This is a genomic window from Pseudomonadota bacterium (assembly GCA_036141575.1).
GTDB lineage: Bacteria > Pseudomonadota > Alphaproteobacteria > UBA2136 > JAPKEQ01 > JAPKEQ01.
Genome location: JAYZXF010000017.1, coordinates 90,212 through 110,758 on the forward strand (window position 1 = coordinate 90,212; position 20,547 = coordinate 110,758).

The 20,547-nt window shown below is 45.1% G+C and carries 29 protein-coding genes; 21 read left to right on the forward strand and 8 right to left on the reverse strand.

All coding sequences use genetic code 11. The features are described from left to right. Positions 1-34: 34 nt before the first annotated feature. The 3 genes from VX730_07915 (at position 35) to VX730_07925 (ending at position 2,692) form a co-directional block, all read left to right on the forward strand. Positions 35-880: a hypothetical protein gene (locus VX730_07915; GenBank protein MEC9292310.1), complete on the forward strand. Its 846-nt coding sequence runs from the start codon at positions 35-37 to the stop codon at positions 878-880. Between the two features lie 255 nt (positions 881-1,135). Beyond that, positions 1,136-2,011: a M48 family metallopeptidase gene (locus tag VX730_07920; GenBank protein ID MEC9292311.1), complete on the forward strand. Its 876-nt coding sequence runs from the start codon at positions 1,136-1,138 to the stop codon at positions 2,009-2,011. Positions 2,012-2,191: 180 nt separating this feature from the next. Next, positions 2,192-2,692: a hypothetical protein gene (locus VX730_07925; GenBank protein MEC9292312.1), complete on the forward strand. Its 501-nt coding sequence runs from the start codon at positions 2,192-2,194 to the stop codon at positions 2,690-2,692. A gap of 59 nt (positions 2,693-2,751) precedes the next feature. Here the strand turns inward: VX730_07925 and VX730_07930 are convergent, their stop codons facing one another. After that, complete coding sequence (locus VX730_07930) at positions 2,752-3,330, reverse strand: hypothetical protein (GenBank protein ID MEC9292313.1); 579 nt, start codon at positions 3,328-3,330, stop codon at positions 2,752-2,754. Between the two features lie 239 nt (positions 3,331-3,569). On the opposite strand from VX730_07930, the gene rplM reads away from it, so the two are divergent. The 3 genes from rplM (at position 3,570) to VX730_07945 (ending at position 4,859) form a co-directional block, all read left to right on the forward strand. Beyond that, positions 3,570-4,034 carry a 50S ribosomal protein L13 gene (gene rplM, locus VX730_07935; protein MEC9292314.1) on the forward strand — a complete coding sequence of 155 codons (465 nt, stop codon included), beginning with the start codon at positions 3,570-3,572 and terminating at the stop codon, positions 4,032-4,034. 15 nt (positions 4,035-4,049) lie between these two features. Then, a complete protein-coding gene (rpsI, locus tag VX730_07940; protein MEC9292315.1) occupies positions 4,050-4,475 on the forward strand; it encodes a 30S ribosomal protein S9 in 426 nt (141 codons plus the stop codon). Positions 4,476-4,610: 135 nt separating this feature from the next. Continuing rightward, positions 4,611-4,859: a hypothetical protein gene (locus VX730_07945; GenBank protein MEC9292316.1), complete on the forward strand. Its 249-nt coding sequence runs from the start codon at positions 4,611-4,613 to the stop codon at positions 4,857-4,859. Between the two features lie 61 nt (positions 4,860-4,920). Here VX730_07945 and VX730_07950 read toward each other — a convergent pair whose 3' ends face one another. The 3 genes from VX730_07950 to VX730_07960 form a co-directional block, all read right to left on the reverse strand. Then, the gene (locus tag VX730_07950) at positions 4,921-5,445 is read right to left on the reverse strand and encodes a hypothetical protein (protein MEC9292317.1); all 525 of its coding nucleotides are present in this window, start codon (positions 5,443-5,445) and stop codon (positions 4,921-4,923) included. Between the two features lie 123 nt (positions 5,446-5,568). Beyond that, positions 5,569-6,141 carry a hypothetical protein gene (locus tag VX730_07955; GenBank protein MEC9292318.1) on the reverse strand — a complete coding sequence of 191 codons (573 nt, stop codon included), beginning with the start codon at positions 6,139-6,141 and terminating at the stop codon, positions 5,569-5,571. 116 nt (positions 6,142-6,257) lie between these two features. Then, positions 6,258-6,986 carry a hypothetical protein gene (locus VX730_07960; protein MEC9292319.1) on the reverse strand — a complete coding sequence of 243 codons (729 nt, stop codon included), beginning with the start codon at positions 6,984-6,986 and terminating at the stop codon, positions 6,258-6,260. A gap of 136 nt (positions 6,987-7,122) precedes the next feature. Here VX730_07960 and VX730_07965 point away from each other — a divergent pair, with 136 nt between their 5' ends. From VX730_07965 to VX730_08005, 9 genes are all read left to right on the forward strand, one after another. Beyond that, complete coding sequence (locus VX730_07965; GenBank protein ID MEC9292320.1) at positions 7,123-7,896, forward strand: DUF6776 family protein; 774 nt, start codon at positions 7,123-7,125, stop codon at positions 7,894-7,896. A gap of 436 nt (positions 7,897-8,332) precedes the next feature. Next, positions 8,333-8,923 carry a polymer-forming cytoskeletal protein gene (locus VX730_07970; GenBank protein ID MEC9292321.1) on the forward strand — a complete coding sequence of 197 codons (591 nt, stop codon included), beginning with the start codon at positions 8,333-8,335 and terminating at the stop codon, positions 8,921-8,923. Between the two features lie 3 nt (positions 8,924-8,926). After that, positions 8,927-9,445: a gamma carbonic anhydrase family protein gene (locus VX730_07975; protein ID MEC9292322.1), complete on the forward strand. Its 519-nt coding sequence runs from the start codon at positions 8,927-8,929 to the stop codon at positions 9,443-9,445. A 105-nt stretch (positions 9,446-9,550) separates the two neighbouring features. After that, on the forward strand, positions 9,551-10,120 hold the full coding sequence (locus tag VX730_07980) for a hypothetical protein (GenBank protein ID MEC9292323.1): 570 nt from the start codon (positions 9,551-9,553) through the stop codon (positions 10,118-10,120). A gap of 21 nt (positions 10,121-10,141) precedes the next feature. Next, on the forward strand, positions 10,142-11,059 hold the full coding sequence (locus tag VX730_07985) for a hypothetical protein (protein MEC9292324.1): 918 nt from the start codon (positions 10,142-10,144) through the stop codon (positions 11,057-11,059). A gap of 127 nt (positions 11,060-11,186) precedes the next feature. After that, positions 11,187-12,242, forward strand: a complete 1,056-nt coding sequence (locus tag VX730_07990; GenBank protein ID MEC9292325.1) for a class I fructose-bisphosphate aldolase — start codon at positions 11,187-11,189, stop codon at positions 12,240-12,242. Positions 12,243-12,380: 138 nt separating this feature from the next. Then, positions 12,381-12,767, forward strand: a complete 387-nt coding sequence (locus VX730_07995; GenBank protein ID MEC9292326.1) for a hypothetical protein — start codon at positions 12,381-12,383, stop codon at positions 12,765-12,767. A 113-nt stretch (positions 12,768-12,880) separates the two neighbouring features. Then, positions 12,881-13,246, forward strand: coding sequence for a hypothetical protein (locus VX730_08000; protein ID MEC9292327.1), 366 nt, complete (start codon positions 12,881-12,883; stop codon positions 13,244-13,246). A 26-nt stretch (positions 13,247-13,272) separates the two neighbouring features. Beyond that, a complete protein-coding gene (locus VX730_08005; protein MEC9292328.1) occupies positions 13,273-13,629 on the forward strand; it encodes a hypothetical protein in 357 nt (118 codons plus the stop codon). A 24-nt stretch (positions 13,630-13,653) separates the two neighbouring features. Here VX730_08005 and VX730_08010 read toward each other — a convergent pair whose 3' ends face one another. Continuing rightward, on the reverse strand, positions 13,654-14,238 hold the full coding sequence (locus VX730_08010; protein ID MEC9292329.1) for a hypothetical protein: 585 nt from the start codon (positions 14,236-14,238) through the stop codon (positions 13,654-13,656). Positions 14,239-14,350: 112 nt separating this feature from the next. Between VX730_08010 and VX730_08015 the strand changes: the two genes are divergently transcribed. Both VX730_08015 and VX730_08020 read left to right on the forward strand, forming a co-directional pair. Further along, positions 14,351-14,683 carry a heavy metal-binding domain-containing protein gene (locus VX730_08015; GenBank protein MEC9292330.1) on the forward strand — a complete coding sequence of 111 codons (333 nt, stop codon included), beginning with the start codon at positions 14,351-14,353 and terminating at the stop codon, positions 14,681-14,683. 477 nt (positions 14,684-15,160) lie between these two features. Then, a complete protein-coding gene (locus tag VX730_08020) occupies positions 15,161-15,409 on the forward strand; it encodes a hypothetical protein (GenBank protein ID MEC9292331.1) in 249 nt (82 codons plus the stop codon). Positions 15,410-15,473: 64 nt separating this feature from the next. On the opposite strand, the gene VX730_08025 is transcribed toward VX730_08020, so the two are convergent. Together VX730_08025 and VX730_08030 are read right to left on the reverse strand one after the other, a co-directional pair. Next, entirely contained in the window at positions 15,474-15,767 is a 294-nt protein-coding gene (locus tag VX730_08025; protein MEC9292332.1) for a hypothetical protein, read from the reverse strand. 14 nt (positions 15,768-15,781) lie between these two features. Beyond that, positions 15,782-16,444, reverse strand: coding sequence for a hypothetical protein (locus tag VX730_08030; protein ID MEC9292333.1), 663 nt, complete (start codon positions 16,442-16,444; stop codon positions 15,782-15,784). A 222-nt stretch (positions 16,445-16,666) separates the two neighbouring features. On the opposite strand from VX730_08030, the gene VX730_08035 reads away from it, so the two are divergent. The 4 genes from VX730_08035 (at position 16,667) to VX730_08050 (ending at position 20,105) form a co-directional block, all read left to right on the forward strand. Then, positions 16,667-17,782, forward strand: coding sequence for a Re/Si-specific NAD(P)(+) transhydrogenase subunit alpha (locus VX730_08035; protein ID MEC9292334.1), 1,116 nt, complete (start codon positions 16,667-16,669; stop codon positions 17,780-17,782). Then, positions 17,779-18,216 (forward strand): hypothetical protein, encoded by a 438-nt coding sequence (locus tag VX730_08040; protein ID MEC9292335.1) that lies wholly within the window; start codon positions 17,779-17,781, stop codon positions 18,214-18,216. The genes VX730_08035 and VX730_08040 overlap by 4 nt, the downstream gene beginning before the upstream one ends. A gap of 5 nt (positions 18,217-18,221) precedes the next feature. After that, a complete protein-coding gene (locus tag VX730_08045) occupies positions 18,222-18,542 on the forward strand; it encodes a proton-translocating transhydrogenase family protein (GenBank protein ID MEC9292336.1) in 321 nt (106 codons plus the stop codon). 147 nt (positions 18,543-18,689) lie between these two features. Next, a complete protein-coding gene (locus tag VX730_08050; GenBank protein ID MEC9292337.1) occupies positions 18,690-20,105 on the forward strand; it encodes an NAD(P)(+) transhydrogenase (Re/Si-specific) subunit beta in 1,416 nt (471 codons plus the stop codon). A 40-nt stretch (positions 20,106-20,145) separates the two neighbouring features. Here the strand turns inward: VX730_08050 and VX730_08055 are convergent, their stop codons facing one another. Beyond that, complete coding sequence (locus tag VX730_08055; GenBank protein MEC9292338.1) at positions 20,146-20,478, reverse strand: hypothetical protein; 333 nt, start codon at positions 20,476-20,478, stop codon at positions 20,146-20,148. Positions 20,479-20,547: the final 69 nt, after the last annotated feature.

The window sequence follows — 20,547 nt, forward strand, 5'->3', positions numbered from 1 at the left end:
ATAAAAAAGAGGGGTCCCTTACAAAGTGAGGCATATGCTTAAAGTATCAGCATTAACTGCTGTGTGTGTGATTGGAATCGTGAATTATGTGCAAGCGAGTGAAGGAATTGCTCGTCAAGTACAAGCCTTAAAGTCCTCTATGGATAGTTTTGCTGCGACTGCTCGTGCTCAGCTTGCTGCTCAGGCGGTAAGCATTACAGAGAATGTACGTATGATTGACGCTTTTAAAACCTGTGCAGATAAAAACATGCTGTATACGCCTGAAAATCAGGCGGCAGATGTGGATGGCTGTTCTGCGATGTCTGGCTCTGGGGAAGTAAATGAAATTGATATGGCAACAGAGGTTGTGCCAACAAACCAATATTTTAATGTGGAACATGGCAGGGAGCAAACTGGAGGCGGTGGAGTAACTCGTGGCTCTCCTGCACGTATCTATCAGATTAATGACTCTGGAAATTATCAAACATATCAAGTTGTCGGTAATATCCGAGGCTGGGGTTGGCAATGGGATGATGAAGATCATGCTTATGACCATTGTTATGCTTATCAGCCTTATGTGAAAATTGGCGGGAGATGGCATGTCTCTGACTCTGATACTGTGACAATCCGTACTGTTGCAAACCAAAATAAAACCATTCTAAATGGCCGTATGGTGAATGGAAGTTTTGATAAAAGAATAGCTGTTGCTAAAGGAACAGCTTTCAGATGTGGTCGTCGTGGGGATACAAATGCTTTATATCAGATTTTTAATGATATGCGTAAGAGCCATGTGACTTGGTCTGATGCTTTAGCTTCTGGTCAAAGGGCTTGTTCTCATCATGACCCTCTTAATTGCAGAAATAGTGCATCGCTTGGTATACACTATATTGTTGGCTATTAAGTTAAAAATTAAAAAAGAACTACCCAATTTTAAAAAACGCCTTTAGGTTAGAGATATCTTAAATCTTCTTTAATGTTTCCTAACTGACGAGGCGTTATCATGCGCTATACAGTTCCTGCTGGGCGCAATGAAGCGCCCTATGCCCTATGGCATGAAAAAAGCATACAGGCGCGAAGCTGGTATTTAGCTTTAGGTATGATGTATCCCGTGATTATATGTATTGCCCTTGGGCTGCATGGCGGGGTAGGAACCTTTATGAGTGCCATTTTCTACGCAGTCTTGCTTTTTGGTGTTTCTCGCTTTCAAGCCTATAAAACGGTGCGCTCAGCACCTGAAGAATTTGCGCGTAAGGCTATTCCTGAAACCTCACCTCAATATCGTCAGGCTCTCCTTATGATTGAGGAGCTTTGCCAGCGTGCAGGTGTGGATTGGAGGCCTCAGCTTATTGTGTTTGAAAGTGAAGGCTTTGACGGTTTTGCAAGCCATCCCCCTGGACGGGACCCCTATATTATCCTGAGTACAGGTGCTTTTCTTTATGGGAAGAGAAGTGTACGTGCTGTGATCGCTCATGAGCTGTCTCATATGCTGCACGGGGATATGACCCTTGTTGAGAGGGCAACCATCCTGCATATGGTGACAATGGCTATGCTTGCTCTTATTTTGTCTGTTCCAATGGCTATGGCTGGTGGAGAGTCTGCTGACAGTGTTTTCTTTCTTGTGTTTTTATTGGGGTTTACCTTCATCTATTTACGTGGATTGAAGATTGCGCTCAATACGCACTCACGCTACCGAGAGTATTTGGCTGATGGTGGTGCTGCCGCTTTAATTGGCTGGGAAAACCGTATGGATATGGCGGTTGCACTGCACTGGACTTTTGTTGCCTTTAAAGAGCTTCTGAAAAAGAAGGTGAGGCAAGGGCAGCTCTACAAAGATTTCCGTCACCCTCAAACTGGGGCACCCCCTAGAGAAGGATGGCTTGAAGACATGCAACAAAAAGCGCTGGATGCGATTGATGAAATGGAGGAAACCTCTTCCATTATGAATACGCACCCAACCAATAAAGAGCGCTATGCTGCGCTCGATATTACCGAAGACGAGCTGAAGCAAGCTCTTGAGGATCATGCGCTATAAAAAATCGAGAAGCCCCCTGTGTTGGGGGCTTTTTATTTGCGCGCTGCTGAAGTTTTTTTTAAATAGTTTTTTTCATTGAAAGGTATAGAGCGGCTCTGTAAAGTTGACGCATTCTATAGAAAATATGTCTTCCGTTTTCTTATCCTTGATCTGAGGTGTTTCTATTTTTGTGAGGTCATTATGCTTAAGACCTGTCTGCGCGGCTTTTTGCTGCTCTCTTTTCTTGTTCTGTCTGCTTGTGCCGTCGCTATTCCTGAAGAAGACTGGTATATCACTCTTGCCAAACGCAATACACAAAACGGTGTTGTTACCATTACTGAAGATGATGGTGGGCTGGTTTATCCGCGTATTCATTACATTGAAAATGTGATTGAGGCCCGTAACCAAAGTGTACGTATTATTGCACCTGAATGCATTTCGGCTTGTACGATGTATCTTGGGGTCAGCAATGTGTGCACTGCGCCTTATACTCGCTTTATGTTCCATGGCCCTTGGGATAGTTCAGTAGCTAACTATACTGAAACGCCTGCATTTCAGCATACGTCACGTGCCATTGCACGTTACTATCCAGCGCCTATCCGTAGAGCCTTTATGAAAAGTTATCGTCATTTGGGACCCTATGAGTTTCATACAATTACGGGCGAAGAGCTTATTGCCGCAGGGCATATAAGAGCCTGCTAGATGAATCGAACACAACAAAGCCTCCCAAATGGGAGGCTTTGCTTTATCGATGAAAAGAGTTACATGCGGAAGCGGGTTGCTTCTTTCACTGTGCCGTAGACCCATTGGAACCACATGATGCCAGCCAGAGCCGGCAGAACCCAGTCCATTTCATTGGTGATAGCGTCAGCATGAACATGGCCAGATGCGGTGGTCAGCCAAAAGGCAAACAAGCCTGCCATCAGGTAGAGCTCATTGGGCTCCATGGCACGCACGGCGGTAATTGCACTGGTAAGCGCAATGGCGCCAATCCAGATCATAGCAAAGATACCAGCGTTTCCGAAGGTGTTCAGCATGTAGCCAGTACCAAAGTAACCTGCAACACTGATCGCGATGGTCAGCAAAAAGCGCAGGCCCAGATTCTCCAGACGGGTAATCTTGGCAATCAGGCGGGCAGCACTGCCAACAACCCAGTCCCAGCCGATCAGAAAGATGGTTGGAACCAGCTCGCCAGATGTTTTGTGGCTGGTGGTTGGGCGTTCTTCATCCAGTGTGGTATTGCCGACCAAACGGTCAAATAGGATGAACGCGCCGATGATCAGGCCCACAAGAAGGAGCACAAAAAGGAAGGGGTTTGAGAAAATCACAACAGACCTCATAGGTTAGGGAAGCGTTAATTCAGATGATAGATACTTTTTGTATACGTATTATGTATTTAAATGTCAAGGGGAGGTGAGAAAACAAATAAAATCAGAAAAATCTATTGACTTTTTATCCTACTTCACCTAAATACACAGAACATGTGCGAAAACCCTAGCTTTTTAGGGGTATAAGAAATTATATAAGTGGCACAAAAAATATTTGTTAAAACGACCATTATAAAAGAGTAAAGACCGTCATGAAACTGACTGAAAGTTTGAAACCTGCAAACGCTGAAAACAACTGGTACGTTGTTGACGCGACTGATGTGCCTCTAGGCCGTCTATCAACTGTAATCGCATCACACCTACGTGGTAAGCATAAGCCTAGCTTCACTTCACACGTTGACTGTGGCGACAACATTGTTGTTGTAAACGCTGAGAAAGTACGTCTTACAGGCCGTAAGATGGGCACAATGGAATTCTTCTGGCACACAGGCTTCCCAGGTGGAATCAAATCTGTGATCGCAGGTAAAGAACTTGAAGGTAAGCACCCTGAGCGTGTTGTTCAGCGTGGTGTGAAGCGTATGCTTCCAAAAACTAAGCTTGGTCGTGCTCAGTTTGGTCGTCTATACGTGTACGCGGGTACTGAACACCCACATACTGCACAAAAACCTGAAACTCTTGATGTAGCCGGCATGGTTGCTAAGAAAAACCACAAGTAAGCGGGGAATAAGTAAATGAGCATTGCACAAAACATTAAAGCCGCTAACAAAAAAGCTGGTAAGTTTTACTCAACGGGTAAGCGTAAAGACGCTGTCGCTCGTGTATGGCTAACTAAAGGTAAAGGTGAAGTGACAATTAACGGTCGCTCTATGGAAACTTACTTTGGTCGTCCAGTATCTCGTATGATTGTTAGCCAACCTTTCCAAACTGTGGAAATGGAAGGCAAATTTGATGTGAACGTAAACGTACACGGTGGTGGTCTATCTGGCCAAGCTGGTGCAATCCGTCACGGTATCACTAAAGCGCTTATCGAATACGATGAGAGCCTACGTCCAGCACTTAAAGCACGTGGCTTTATCACTCGTGACTCTCGTGTTGTTGAGCGTAAGAAATACGGTCTTAAGAAGGCTCGTCGTAGCCCTCAGTTCTCGAAGCGTTAATCTTTCGAGACCGACACATTCAAAAACCTCCGCACTGCGGGGGTTTTTTGTTGCTTAAATATTTTCATTTGTATACAGTGTGGAAGATTTCATCTTTATCTGACTTTTTTCTCGACTCTAACGGAGGATATATCCATGTCGAATCTTTGGACCCTTGTTGAAAAACAAGAAGCCCGTGCCACAAACCCCAACCGTACCCGCGCTGAAGAACTGATCAGCCATGGCCAAAAAACGGGGCGCCTGTCCAACTCGGACTACCGTGACCTGAAGAGCGCACTGCGTTCTGGCAATCTGTGCTATGAAGATTTCGGTGTTCACAAAGGCAATGTGAATGACTGGAATGCACGCTGGATGGGCGAAAACGGCTGTGGTCCTCGCGACTAAGCTGTGCGTAATCGAAAAAAAGAACCCCGTAGCTTATGCTGCGGGGTTTCTTCTTGTCGTTTTATTTTCCGCGCACGTGAATGATGCGGATAATGGATGTGTCGCTCAGATCAGAGACATCGCCAAGCGACATGACTTGGCGCCGAATGAGGTTTCGAAGAAGTTCTTCTTCTTTATAGCTCACATCAATGAAAGGGTTGTGGCTGCTTCCAGCTTTGAAAAAAGTGCCGCCATATTGGTTGTCTTTGAGGGCAATATAAAAATATTTATGAGTCGCCGATTTCAAAAACTTCATTTCTTCAGATGTAAAGGGCACCAGTTCAATGCCGTTGTCCTTAGATTTTTCTGCCATGGCTTGCATGTAGCTTTTACCCTCTACCACACGGCAGATATTGGGTTTAAGTGCGCTATAGCCAGCGTTAATGACATCGCACAGTGCTTGCCACTCTCTCGGCGGAATGGGTTTAAGTTCATCGCCTTTGTGGGCATCGCGGTAATAACCGTGCTCTTCATTCACAAAGTAGAAACGCTGATGCGTATAAATGCGGGCGTAAACCAAAAGGGCGTCGTTGTTGAGTCGTTTCATGGAGAGGCTCCAGAGAAAAAGAAAATCAAAGATATGAGTTGCCTTATTTTTACAAGGAGTAGAGAGGCTTGGCAAGGTGTTTCCTGCAAAACAAAACAGCCCCGAAGGGCTGTTTAGGTTCGTTTATTGGTCCCAGTAGACCCGCTGGTGCGGTTCTTGGCTCCAATAGTCTTCAAATGTGCCACCTGTATGGAGCAGGCCACGTTTGACGAGCTGCTGAATGCCTTGTATCTCTGTGGGAGAAAGCTGGCTTTCGCGACGGCGAGGGGAACCTTCCTCTACCTCATAAAACCAGTGATAAATGCCCGTTTCCGGCTGAAAAATGAGAGCGCTTGCTTCACGGTGCTGAATGGCACGCAGAAGAGGAATCACGTTCTGTTCTTCTTTGCTGAAGGCGCGAGGGGTCACAAATGGTTCAGGGTTTGCGTGGATATAGTTCCCCAAAATAACCTGAAAAAGGGGCAGGCCTTCTACGTAACGGCCTTTTGTTGAGAGGGTTGTGAGTGCGTTACAAGCAAAGGCTTCGCACAGCACTTGCCAGTCTCGCAGGCTAATAGCAGGCAGTTTGGATTCACCAAGATGACCCTGCTTTTTAGGCTGGTTGATGTAAACGCCATGTGAGACTGTGATGAAGAATTGAACATCCATCTCATGGATGCGCTTCACCATTTCAGCAACCGCTTGAGATTGAGACATGTGAGATCCTTTCAGAAAAGGGAGGGAGATGTAAGATGTTGGGATTGTATTCAGTTTGGTGGTGTTATGCAAGTACACAAATGAAAAACAGCCCCGAAGGGCTGGTAATAATCGCTTCAATCATCTGCCGTCCAGAACGAAAAGATGCTCTGAGCTTCGAGGTGATAGTAAGGGGTCTTTTCACCAAGGGTGACAACGCCTTTATCAATCAGGCTTTGTAGAATGACCATTTCATTCTCATCAAAGTCAAGCTCAACGCCCCAGTCGCCTGCAAACCAAACACCATGGTAGGGTTTGTTGTCTCTCCATTTATGGATCAGGCAGCAGGCATTCATATGCTCTGATGTAGAGTAAGCGTCATGGTCTTCCATGAGGTGAGAGGTGTCTTCGCCTGCATCCTCTGCGGCGTAGTACTCCTTAATGCACCCCCGCTTAACATGCTGACCAGCAGGGAAGTGCCGTACGCGCGGGCCTGCGCCTGTCATGGCTTTAAGGAGCATGATCTCATCATTGCTGAGAGCTGTTGGCGAGGCTGGAGGCGGCGTTTCGGGCCTGTCGAGCGCGGACGCCTCAAGAATTTGATAGAATGTGGCGCCTTGCTCTTTCATGAGGCTAAGCTTCCAGTTACTATTTAAATGGGCGCGACCATCAGAGATGATTTTGCAGAGAAACTGCCACTCTTCAAGTGTAACGGGGAGTAGGTCGTCTTCATTGACGGGCACATTTTCTTGGGTGTTCTGTGCAGCAAGTTTATATGCTCTTGTGTCTGACACAAAGTAGTAGCACAGCTGTTTTTCAATGCTGGCAACAATGTACTCTTCAAGGGCGATGCCTGAAAGTTTCATAAGAGAGCCTCCAAAAGAAAAAGGGAAAAGATAGATTTTGTGTATCCCTTTGTTACCTGAGAGGTTTTATTTTGCCAAGTGAATTATTTGAAAATGAGCATGGAAAAATCGGCATAGTTTGTGTATCATCCGGCTCATGGCATACCACATTACCATCTTCACACAAGATAACACCAGCAGAGGCGGGCGTCATTTTAAGATCCGTAAACCTTTGTTTTGGATATGCTTAATGCTGTTTTTGGTGCTGCCATCTCTGGCGCATTACACAATTATTTTCCACATTATGCCAACGTACGCCGTTAAAAAGGCGCAGGGTATGGAAGAAGAGATTACAGGCCTAGCCAGTGGTGTATATACTCTGGAAGAAGAGAACACTCTTCTAAAGGCGAGGCTCAAGAGCATTACAACAGAGCTTGAAGAAGAGCAGGCTGTACGTAGTGAGCTTGCAGCCCGCATTGCCATTGCTGAAAATGCGCGTTCATCTTTTGCCAATAAAGCCCAGCAGCTTGAGCAAGAAGTGATTGATCTACGTGCCAGCACCAAGTTTTACGAAGATATTCTAAACCCATCAGAAACAGTGGGTGAGCTTCAATGTTATAACATTACCACCAGTCTGAATAAGGGAACGCTTAAGTATGGCGTCAATTTCCTCCATCAAAACCAGAACAATACAACGTCTAAAAAATATAAAATTGTTGTCAATGTGATGAGTGGTGTGAAAGCATCAGATCTTGAAAATATGGAAATTCAAGACGGCGATGATGTGAAAGAAGTGAAGTTCAAGAAGTCTTACACAATGAAGGGCAGTCTCGATGTGACTTTGCCTGATAATAAGCTCCGCATGCTTGATGTGCGTGCTTACAAAGATGGGACAAATGAGCTTGTCGGTCATTGCTGGAAAGCTTTCTAGCATATATAAAAATCATCTTTTACACGCTTCATTGCTTATGTATTGGTCCATACATGGCGCTCTTTATCCTGCAAAAATTGCTTTTTTATATATGCTAGAAATATATTAAAAGAAGTCTTCGTGGTGCTTCATAAACGAGTGCGTAGTGAAGCGGAGCCAAAACCTTAAGAGGTTTTGAGCGGTTTAAAGCATTTAAAAATAAGGCGGAGCATTATTTTTGAAAGTAAGGGGTTTAAACCAAGACCATGCTTTGCGAGTTATCGCCTTTTTGGAGCAGCGTAGCGAATGAAAAAAGCGAGAACATGAAGCAAAGAATTAAGAAATCTCTGATTGGAATTTATCCGCATATTTGCTATATTAAGAAGGTTAAGGGACGCGCATTCTGTAGCGTTCTTGGGGAAAAATAACAATTATAATGCGTTAAGGGAAACACTTCATGTGGCCATTTAAGAAGAAAGAGAACACAGGCTCACTCGACATTGTAGAAGAGCCAGGTCTACACGACGGACACTGCTATATGGCAGGGAGCATGCGTGTAACCGGTGATGTTGTCTTTTCTGGTACATTCCGTATTGACGGCCGTATTGACGGTAAAGTTGGCGTACATGCAGGTAAAAACGGCTCTGTGATCCTCTCTAAAGGGTCTGTTGTTAATGGCCCTGTGCAGTGTAGCAATTTGGTGTGTGACGGTGCAATCCTTGGCGATGTAAATGTTTCTGGACGCTTAGAGTTACGTGCAAGCGCAGTCATCCGCGGTTCTGTACAGTATGGTTCAATCCACATTGCTGAAGGGGCTCGCCTAGAAGGTCGTTGTGTTCAGCATAGCTCAATTGCTAAAAACTCTGGCCCTGTTCTGCAAAAGAAAGCGCCAACGCATGGCGGTTTTGAAAAGGCAGCAGAACAGCTTTCACAGCAAACACCTCGCGTGGTTGCAGGAACATCTCTAAATACACAAGAAACGCAGCAGAAAACGGCTTCAACAGCTGAAGCGCCAGCAAGTTTCCTGAAAAAAGCGCAGAATTCTTAAAATATGGCGTTTATCCTACCATTCAAGGGAACGCTTCCAGCTATTGATGAAACAGCTTACGTGGCGCCAAGTGCCACAATTGCGGGTGATGTCCACATTGGGGCAGGGACCAGCATTTGGTTTAATGTTGCCATTCGTGGTGATGTGCATCATGTGCGTATTGGTGAAAACGTAAACATCCAAGATGGCACGGTTTGCCATGTAACAAACAAAAAGTTCTCTCTTGAAATTGGTGACCGTGTCACGGTTGGGCATGGCGCTATCTTGCATGGCTGTGTGCTTGAAGAGGAATCATTTGTTGGTATGGGTGCAATTGTTATGGATGGAGCGCGTGTAGAAAGTGGTGCTATGGTTGCTGCTGGTGCACTCGTTAGCCCGGGTAAGGTTGTTAAAAAGGGCGAGCTTTGGAGTGGAATGCCAGCGAAAAAGATGCGTGATATGACACAAGATGAGATTGACTATCTTCCTTGGTCAGCTGAGCATTACAGGGTGCTTGGTGCTCAATATAAGTCTGAAAGCTAAAAAGACTTAAAGTTTAAATACTTTACCCTGTCAGGAATGGCAGGGTTTTGCTTTTTCTACACACTATAAATACTCAGGGTAGTTAGGTTTAGGAGGAATCTGCACATGCGTGATCAAAATGGATACAGATCCGTAAAAGGAGAAATGGTCGTTGGATTTACCAACGACGGTAAGATGTATTCTACTCCTTTTAAGGAACATGACCCAAACTATGTTGGGCTTTCACATGAGGATAAAACAAGAGAACGTTACGTTGTGACGTTTAAAGAGCATGAAGATGGTAAGCTTGTTGTAAATTCACTTACACGTGACGATGCCTATACAGATGAGATTAAAGCAGCCTTTGCAAGAGGTGAGGCCACAGAGCGTGATGTTGAGTATCATGTTAAGCCTGAAGGAAAAGAAATTCATGGTATGCTCCTTAAAGAAGGTCATGAAATTACCATGGTAGATCCAGATAAAGCAGGGGATTACCAAGCACAGCGAGAATTCGATGAAATGCGCGCAGATTTTAGTCAGTCACAGGAAGCTTTCGGTGAAAAAGTCCCTGTCACTGTAGATATGAATGAAATGGTTGTGACTCAATCACGCCAACAGTGGAGTGAAAGGGTGCACGGTACAGAAGACCGTGATGCTGGTAACCAGCCAACTCGAGAATTTGAACAGTCTATGTAGGCCTTAGGGAGGAACAGTAAAATGTCTGAAAAGCACACAATGGTTTTTGAAAGAGATCTGGATAACGGAACTTTTGAAGCTTTGCACAAAGGTACAATGGAGCAGCGCGCAAAAGCGACTGAAGGTCAGGCTATGTCTGCTGCTGATGCTCCAAACAAAGATACCTATTACATTACTGGTTCTAAAGGTGAGGATGGTGCATTTGTTATTGATGAAATTCATCGCTCTGGTGCATCTACAGTACGTTTTGCTCAACGCATGCAAGCTGATGAAGGCCTAAGCCAAGACCGTAGAAATGAAGAGTTTGAAGCTTATACACATCCAGAACATGTTGATGTTGAAGGTGTACGTTTTTCTGTTGGTGGCCCCATGTCTGGTGAGGTAAAGGACCTTGAACTTGCGACCTCTGACAGAGCGTATAAAACATTTGAAAATGCGGAGAAGTATCTAGAGACTGCTGCCGTACATATTAACCATGGTGTTGGTGAAGCAGTACATGCGAATCAAAAAGCAGAGCGAGAGGCACCTGGACATGTATTTGAGAAGCAAATTGCATTTGGTCTAGAGCAAGATGGCCAGCTGTTTGCTGAAGAAGTATATAGCCAAGATCATATGCCTGGTAGAGATGAGTGTATGATGCAGCTTGGAAGAGATCATGACGGTCAAGTTGTTGTGACTCAGCTTTCTCGTAAAAGTGCTGTTTCAGGTGAGGAACCTCAGCTACAAGATTCAGTACATTTTATGGGGCAAAAGTTTGAGGTCGGCCAGCCGGTTGGAGAGCTAGAAGCGCATGGTAACTTTAGCCCGGAGCAAGCTGAAAAAGTACAGGCAGTGATGACGAATATGCGTCATAGCTACATTCGTACAACAGGTGAAGCCCCAGAGCTTAAGCCGGGACGTGAGATGGAAATGCAAGTTGACGACGGTATGTCTCGTTAATATCAAAATATTCAAAAGGCCTGCTCGTCAGGCCTTTTTTACGCCGAGAAGCTATTGCTTGCGTCAATGGCACTTTAGGCGTACCCTTTTAACCAATAATTTTTAACAAGAAGAAGGCACATCTCTTATGGATAAAGCAGCTCTTAAAACCACCGCAGATAATCTGGTGAAATCAGGAAAAGGTATTCTTGCCGCTGATGAAAGCACAGGCACAGCTGGTAAGCGCCTTGCGAGCATTGGTATGGAAAACACAGAAGATAACCGTCGTGCAATGCGCGATCTATTCTTTAGCACAAGCGGTGCAGCTGAATACATTAGTGGTGTAATTCTATTTGATGAGACTCTTCGTCAAGAACGCCTAGACGGCAAAATGACATTTGCAACAGATATGATGGCGCATGGTGTCATTCCAGGTATTAAAGTTGACCAAGGTCTAGAAGATGCTTTTAAGCCGGGTGAAAAAGTAACAAACGGCCTAGATGGTTTACCTGAGCGTTTGGCTGAGTACTTTGAGCTGGGTGCACGTTTTGCCAAGTGGCGCAGCGTATTTAGCATTACAGATACGCTGCCAAGTGCTGAGTGTGTTGAAGAAAACTGTGACCGCCTCGCGCGCTACGCAAAAATGTGCCAGCAGGCGGGTATTGTGCCAATCGTTGAGCCTGAAATGCTGATGGATGCCGCAGATGCTGTTCATACAATTGACCAAGCTTACGCAGCAACAACACGTGTGCATAAAGCACTCTTTGCTAAACTTAAAGAGCATGGTGTTTACCTTGAAGGTGTTCTGCTAAAGCCGAGCATGGTCATTGAAGGTCATGTGTGCGACGTGTGCGCGACAACGCAGCAAGTGGCAGAGATGACTGTTAAATGCCTGAAGGAAAGCGTGCCTGCAGACGTTGCTGGTGTTGTGTTCCTATCTGGTGGTCAAACAGATATCCAAGCAACTGAGCACCTGAACTTGATGAACAAACTTGATGGTGACCTACCTTGGCCACTCAGCTTCTCTTACGGACGTGCACTTCAAGGTGCGGCTCTACAAGCTTGGGGCGGACGTGATGATGCTGTTGAAAACGCGCGTGCAACATTCCTGCACCGCGCTAAAATGAACAGCCTAGCCACAAAAGGCCTGTACACTGCAGATAAAGAAGACGGCCTTTGCCTTGGCAAATGTGCGTGCGCTTAAGTTCTTAAAGAACACAGAAAAGGGGCCTCATGGGGCTCCTTTTTTATGAATAGCATTTCAGTTTGACAGCGTCGTAGTGAATCTTTACGATGAGGGTGTATCTCAATCTAATTCTTTCTTTTTCTAAGGACTAACCTCATGCCTTTAGGTTTTGAACGGTGGGAAGACGCGACGCTAGAGCAGCTTTATGAAGCGATTATGACGTATTTTGACGTAGTGCTCAAAGAGGCTGAAGAGCTTGACTTTGAAATATTTAGCGTAAGCGAAGACGGAGCTGTGACCCATAAAGGGACCACCACTTTAAATTTGATGTTTGTTTGCCTTGCTGTAGACGTGCTGCGTAAACATCACCAGATGAGCAGTGCCAGTGTGGCTCATGCTCTGAGTGATCTTGGTTATAAGCCGTGCCGCGAGGCCGTGCTCAAACTCATTGATGCTTATGATGGTGACGGTGTTGAATCAGAGTTCAAAGTAAGCCGTGATCGCGTATTTGACGTGGCACGCCTTTTGAGCTCTGCAGACTAAATCGAGAAAAGCCCCTTTTGTGTAAGGGGCTTTTTGTTTGACGTTACATGAGTGGCTCGCTATGTTGAAATCAATTCTGATCTCTTATCTTTTGTTTTCAAGGAGTTTTTCTGATGCAGTTTTCACTTCCTCAGAAGATTAAATTCGCACTTTTTGACCGTAAAGGCAAAAAGGCGGCTAAACGTATCCAAGTGTTGTGTGAGACAACAATGGATTTGTATAAATCTGGCCCGGGTCATGATAAGGGCATGTTCTTCGTTATGAGTACTATGGGTTTATCTCATGCTGTTGCTGTGCTGAGAGCTCGCTTTGGTGATGATGAATCCTTGCGTATGTTACGTGCCCAGAGCTATGCCATTGACGGTGATGATGTGGACAAGATTATTGCCACCTTGGACGGTGTAAAAGAAGGTAATGCGGAGCGTGAGGCCATTGTGATAAACCTGACGTTTTTGCGTAGTGCCTTTAATGGGCAGTAATGGAGGGTCGTATCCAAGAACGCCATGTGAAGGCGCTGATCCATTGCGCCAATGAAGCGTTTCGTCTCGCGAAGCAGCATCATTATAGGTTTTTCATCCCGCCTTACAAAGACACGCAAGCCCTCATGCATTTGCATTTTGTGCCTTTCTTTTATGAAGGGGCAGTCAACATTATGGGTGAAGCATTTGTAGAGAAGGAGCTTGCGATTTGTTTCCAGTATCGGGGCAAAGACGTGAAGACCTTCAAAAGAGCTTATCAACGCCATCTGGAAGAGTTTCCTGATAAAGAAACACCAGAAGCTATTGCTGCGGCATATGAAGCCTTAAACCTGCTTGGAGCTGTTCTTCAGTCTCCCCATCGAAAGAAAAAGTCCCGTCAGTAGCGGGACTTTTTAAATTTTGAAGGCTTAGAACTCTTCAGGCATGTCATCTGTGAGTGAGTCCATCATCGGCTCATTCATTGGTTCCATCATCGGCTCCATCATTGAGTCCATGTGAGTATCCATAGAAACTTTATCAGGTGTAAGACCTGTCATTTCCATCATGCTGTCTTCCATCATTTTAAGCTCTTTACTGATTTCTTCCATTTGCTCGCTTACGTCTTCGCCGCGTGCTTCAGCTTCTTCAAGCTCTTTTGCTTTTATAGCAAGTTCATCAAGAACCTTCATCATGTCGTCAACAATGCTCAGGCTGCTGTTCAGTTCATCTAGGCTACCTTGTAGGTTATCTAACTGTGGGCCACCAATGGCGTCTAGGCTAATTGGAGCAGGGATTTCATTGTTCATGTAAACGCTTTGTTTTGCTTCAAGCTGGCCAAGAGATTTTGAGAAAATATCAAGGTTAGACTCAAGGCGGGTAATTTCTTGCTGAGCAATTTCAATTTTTACTTTCTGGCTCATCATTGTGAAGAGCAGGTAAGCGACCGCAATTGAAAGTGCCAGAATAATCACAGATACAATATTAATTTGGCGCTTTTCTGATTCGTAAGACATGGTTTATGTTCTTTTTCTTGTTCAAAATTAGGTTTGTTACCATACTAGTAAAAACGAATTTTCTTAAAAGAACAAGCGCCAATAGATAAATTGGCCAAGGGGAGAGATAAAAATGCTACTCACAACAACACCTTATGTTGAAGGTTACACCATTCGCCGTTACGGCCCAATGGTAGCCAGTGAAGCGGTCATGGGTACCAACCTGTTTAAGGATTACTTTGCAAAAGTACGTGATATTGTTGGTGGACGCTCTGGTGCGTTCCAAAATGCTCTTGCAGATGCGCGTGAATCTATTCTTCATGAAATCCAAGTGCAGGCTCAGCAATCTGAGTGTAACGCCATTATCGGTATTGATATTGACTACGGTGAGGTATCAGGTGGTGATAAGACAATGCTTCTTGTTGCTGCAACAGGTACAGCGGTTTACATTGAGCCGATTACTTAGTTTTTTGTAGCTTGCTTCCTGTCTTTTATTTTTCAAATATAAAATTTGTAAAATAAAATTCAACGCAAGCTAGAGTCTTGGTTTAAAACCTTCCTTGTAAAAACAGTACTCCGTCCTGCTTTTAGCTTTTTTAAACCGCCCAAAACGCCTGAACGTTTTGGTTCGGCTACTCGCCTCACACTCTCATAGGCCAACACTTCTATTGTGTCCTAGTACTTTGCGGAGCAAAGCGCAGCCGGCGCTTAAGGGCGCCGAGCGCAAAGGTACAAAGTAGGGTAAGCTGCAGAGCAGCCGTGCCTTTGCAAGATATAAATAAGGTGTTAAATGGCAGGCAGTGTGTCTGTGCGCAGGGCACCGCCTCAACCTGACAGGCCGAGAGTCAAGAAAGGAAAAAATAACCAAAACAGCTCTTGTCACTTAGGCAGATACACGTTAGTTTATTCCACATTCAAAAGTTTCAAAAATAAGGGATAAGTCATGCATATCGAGTCTGATCACGATAGACAAAAAGTAAAAGAATATTTCAAGCAAGCGCTGAACGTAAACCGCAGTGTTGAAGAAGCAAAAGCTGAACTGAAAGATATTCTAGACGTTCTTAACGAACAGCATGAAATCAAGCCATCAATTGCACGTAAAGTGATTAAAGCTATGGAGAAGGGCAACATGCCTGAGATCCGCCATCAGAACGAACAGTTCGAAGATCTTTACCAAGCAGTGATTCGCTAAGGTTGAATTGATCTTGACTTAAAAAGGCGCCACATTGGCGCCTTTTTAAATGCGACATATCCCTCTATTGTAGTGGTATGCATGAGGATCCATTAAAAAGCATGCCATTATTGGCACATGAGTGAGAATGGCTCTGATTACTCGAGATGCGATCAGCATCAGCTCTCAAACTTGAGAGTTCTGTATCTAAGACATCAAGCTGACCTGCCAGCACGGTCTTCCAGCTTTTTAGAGCAATACTGAGCGTATTCACTTGTCTTGAAAGGTTTTCTGTTTCTGCTTTTTGTGCAAGGGCGTCTGCAGGGAATGCCAGCAGTGCCGGTGCTGTAAGTAGAATAAAGGCTTTCTTGAGTTTCATATCATGCACTCTTTTTAGCATTGCGTGCCGCTTGTGCAGCTTGCAGTTGGGTTTGAGATATTATTTGTATTGGCGTAGTTTAGATAATTGACTGTTTCTTCCACAGACATAGCACCTGTTGTGGCTTCATTAGAGCCTGCAATATGTTGGCGCACTTCTGCAGCGGCTTGCGCTGCTGTCATGCCTGAACCTTGAAGTCTGTCCATCTCACCTTGCCAAAAATGTGCTCCAGCTTGGTCTGGTGCGCGGCCGAGCTCATCGCTATAAATTGCGCAAAGCTCAGGTGATGCTGTGCATGTGTTTTGTGTTGGAGTTGGTGCTGAGGCAACAGTTGGTGCTGAAGCTGATGGGGCAGGCGCTGCGCTGGCTGTTGGTAGCCCTATGCAGTGCGAACCATTATAAAGCATATGGCTGTTGGCACAGTCATATGCATTACTTTGTTGCTGAAGCAATCTATCTGCCTCTGTTCTCAATCCCGAAATACTATTGCTGAGTGCTGTAAGCTCACTGTTTACATTTTGACGAAAGCCGTCAATGGTATTTCTAAGTGAGCCAACTTGCCTAGAAACACCCTCAACAGGCGTGAGCTGTGCTTGAGATTCTAGCGTTGTAAGTAGTAGTGTTGGTGTAATAGCAAGTAATGCTTTTCTAAGTAATGCTTTTCTGTTTTTTGACATATCTAACCCCTAATAGTTCCTTAAGGTCTTATAGGTGCCACAACAACTATAGGTATCACTTTGCTGACAGTGTGAAATTTTATAAATAGTACATGTGTTGTGCTATTTTAAAGCTTGCTATACAAAATTCTCTCATGTATATGTTGAAGTACGCATAAAAACGCTCTATTGTGAGCACACTAAATTTTGGTTTCTAAAGATATATAAAAAAGAAATAACCATATGAGCTTAACATTTGGATTTGTAAAAGAAACAGCAAAAGGCGAGTGCCGTGTGGCGATGACGCCTGAAGGCATTGGTAAGCTTCTTAAAAGCTACCCAGACGCAAAGGCTGTGATTCAAAAAGGTGCCGGTGAGGGCGCAGATTTTTCTGATGACGCTTACAAGAAGGCAGGCGCGATTCTTGTTGCCAGCGCAGACGATATCTACGCGACATCTGACATTGTGGTGCGCGTAACGCCACCAGCAATGGGTGTGGCTGCACAAATGAAAAAAGGTGCACTTCTACTTGGTAACCTAGACCCATTTAACAGCACGAAGCTTTTTGCAGCTCTTGCTAAAAATAAAGTGAACGCGCTGTCTATGGAGCGCATTCCACGCACAAGCCGTGCACAGGCAATGGACACGCTATCGTCTCAGGCCTCACTTGCAGGCTACCGTGCGGTTATTGAAGCCTCTAGCCTCTACAAAGGCTACTTCCCACTGATGATGACCTCAGCGGGGAGCTCTCGCCCAGCAAACGTGATTGTGCTAGGTGTGGGTGTTGCGGGCCTTCAAGCCATTGCAACAGCGCGCCGCCTTGGTGCTGCTGTACAAGCGTTTGACGTACGCCCTGAAGTGAAAGAGCAGGTAGAAAGCCTTGGCGCTAAGTTTATTGATATTGACCTTGGTGAAGATGGTTCAGGTGAGGGCGGTTACGCCAAAGAGCTGAGCGCTGATGCCAAAGCAAAACAGCAAGCGGCTCTACAAGAGGTTCTGAAGAAGGCTGACGTTGTTGTGACAACAGCGCTGATTCCAGGCCGTGAAGCCCCTGAGCTGATTACAGAAGACACTGTAAAAGGTATGAAGGACGGTAGCATTATTGTAGATATGGCTGCTGCTGCAGGCGGTAACTGTAAGCTGACTGAAGCAAACAAAATTGTGATTCGCCATGGTGTTAGCCTTGTGGGTCACACTAACTACCCAAGCATGGCGGCAACGGATGCCAGCCACTTCTACGCAGGTAACGTACTGAACCTTATGGCGCTCCTTGTGAAGGATGGCCGTCTGGTTTACGACCGTGAAGACGATATTGTTGATGCGGCTCTGAGCGTGTTTGAAGGGAAGGTGGAATCATGATGATGCCTTGGTATTTCTTTGCAAGCTGGGCTGTTGTTGGTATTGCCATCTTTAACATTGCAGCAAAAAGCATTACAGGCCTTACGCCAGCGCTGTTTAACATGCTCTACAGTGGTGTGGTGCTACTTGTGTCTATTAGCTACTTTGCGTTTAGACACTTTACAGGTGAGGCACCGTTTAACGTGCCAACAGATGCAAAAAGCTGGATGTATGTGATTCTTGCTGGTGTGGGTGTAAACATGATTAACCTTGGTTATGCCGAAATGTATGGCCGTGGTGTTGAAATTAGTATCGGTGCCAATGCCATTATTATGGCCAGCCTCGTAACCGCCACTCTTATTGGTGTATTTGTATTTAAAGAGCAACTGTCGATGATGAAAGGCCTTGGTTTATTCCTTGGTGTCATCGCCCTTATTTGCTTCATGAAAGGATAGAGATGATGGAACTTTCAATGCTAACCGTACTGATTATGGTTTTTGTTCTGGCCTGCTTTATTGGTTACTTTGTTATTTGGAATGTAACGCCAGCGCTTCACACGCCGCTTATGGCTGTAAGTAATGCCATTAGTGGTATCGTTATTGTGGGTGCCATTCTGGTGGCAGGTACAGTGGTTTACACAGATGCTCAAGTGATGGGTATCGAGCTTTACAAAATTATCGGTTTCCTAGCGGTCTTCTTTGCAAGCATTAATATTTTTGGCGGCTTTACAGTCACGCGCCGCATGCTTGCGATGTTTAAATCTAAGTCAAAACCACGCTAGGACATGGCTGCAAATGATCGCTTGCTCCACTTCCGTTGCTCATGTATCTCAAATACACTGCGCTACGGCTCTCGCAAGCCCTCATTTTCGCTCATGCCTACCATATTTTGAAATGAAATTAATATTAAACTGAAAAGTTAATTTGATATGCTAAATAGTTATTTTGAAACAATTAAAAACACTTTAAATCTAAATGCAGATGCCTTTGCGCTGCTGTATCTAGCTTGTGGTGTTCTCTTTATTCTTGGCCTGAAAGGTCTCTCACACCCACGCAGTGCTCGCCGTGGTAACTTGCTTGCGATGCTCGGTATGGGCCTTGCGATTCTCACAACGCTGATGCATCCAAGTGTCACTGACTACACATGGATCGTTGCGGGTATTGTTGCTGGTGCCATTGTGGGTGTGCCGATTGCCCTTAAAATTAAAATGACCTCTATGCCGCAGCTTGTGGCAATCCTCAACAGCTTTGGTGGTCTTGCTGCAGCCCTTATTGGTATCGGTATGCACTTTGCGCTGGCTGGTGACACAGCAGGGGACCGCACAGAGATCTTTATGGGTGCATGGATTGGTCTACTTACATTCAGTGGTTCTATCATCGCTTTCTCTAAGCTGAGTGGCTACATGAAGAGCGCAGCGATTACCTTCCCAATGCAGCACGTGTTTAACCTACTTGTTGGTTTTGCGATGATTGCAACGGGTGTGCTCTACATTCAGCACGGTGATGTCAACATGCTGTACGCATTTGCAGCCATCGCTTTTGTACTTGGTATTCTCATTATTATTCCAATCGGTGGCGCAGATATGCCAGTGGTTGTGAGCCTTCTCAACAGTTATAGTGGTTGGGCAGCTGTGGCAACAGGCTTCACGCTTGAAAACACGCTTCTTATCATCACTGGTTCTGTTGTCGGGTCTTCTGGTGCCATCCTGACGTACGTAATGTGTAAAGCGATGAACCGTAGCTTCTTTAACGTTCTGCTTGGCGGTTTTGGTGCTGACGATGATGCAGGCGCAGCAGCTATGGCGACAGGTGGTACAGTTAAGCAAGCCAGCGCAGACGATGCAGCCTTCATGATGGAAAACGCAAACAGCGTGGTTGTTGTACCGGGTTACGGTATGGCGGTGGCGCAAGCACAGCATGCTCTACGTGAGGTGATGGATATTCTGGATGAGAAGAACATTAAAACACGCTTTGCCATTCACCCTGTTGCGGGTCGTATGCCAGGGCATATGAACGTTCTTCTCGCTGAAGCAGATGTACCATATGAGAATGTGGCTGAAATGGATAATATCAACGCAGACTTCTCAACAACAGATGTTGTGTTGGTAGTGGGTGCAAACGATGTTGTGAACCCTGACGCCAAAAATGTGAAGAGCAGCCCACTATACGGTATGCCGATTCTTGAAGCGTACAAAGCGAAGACAGTTTACGTTGTAAAGCGTAGCATGAACGCAGGTTACGCAGGCGTAGATAACGCACTCTTTACAATGGATAACACCTCTATGATCTTTGGAGACGCCAAGGAAGTTGCAGAACGCCTTGCCGCCGCTCTTAAGATGAACTAGAGAGATACAAAAGAAAAAGCCCCTGCAATAGCGGGGGCTTTTATCGATCTTCAATGATCCAGAAAAATTTAGCAATTTCTGGAATCGGTTGGCCAAGGAGGCGTCTTTCAATGATGTGATCTGGCGCGTGCCCACTTATTCCAAAGAAATGGCAGGCGTCAAAATAGCCCATAAATCTAAGAATAAGAAGATGCCCAACAAACAAAAAGAAAGAGGGGACAATAAAAACCATAAGGAGTGCTTCACTATACCCAACAAGGAGGCTAGAAAAAATAAGCATCACCAGCAAAACACCTTCACCATAGGTTTTATATTTGCGAACTTCGAGGCCTTTTCGAATGGTCTTTTTATATTCAGGGATTTTATCCCACATAAGGATTGCTCCTGAGACTTGGAAAAGGAAAACATATTTGAATGACTCGAGTGTAGGGGAGATAGGCTG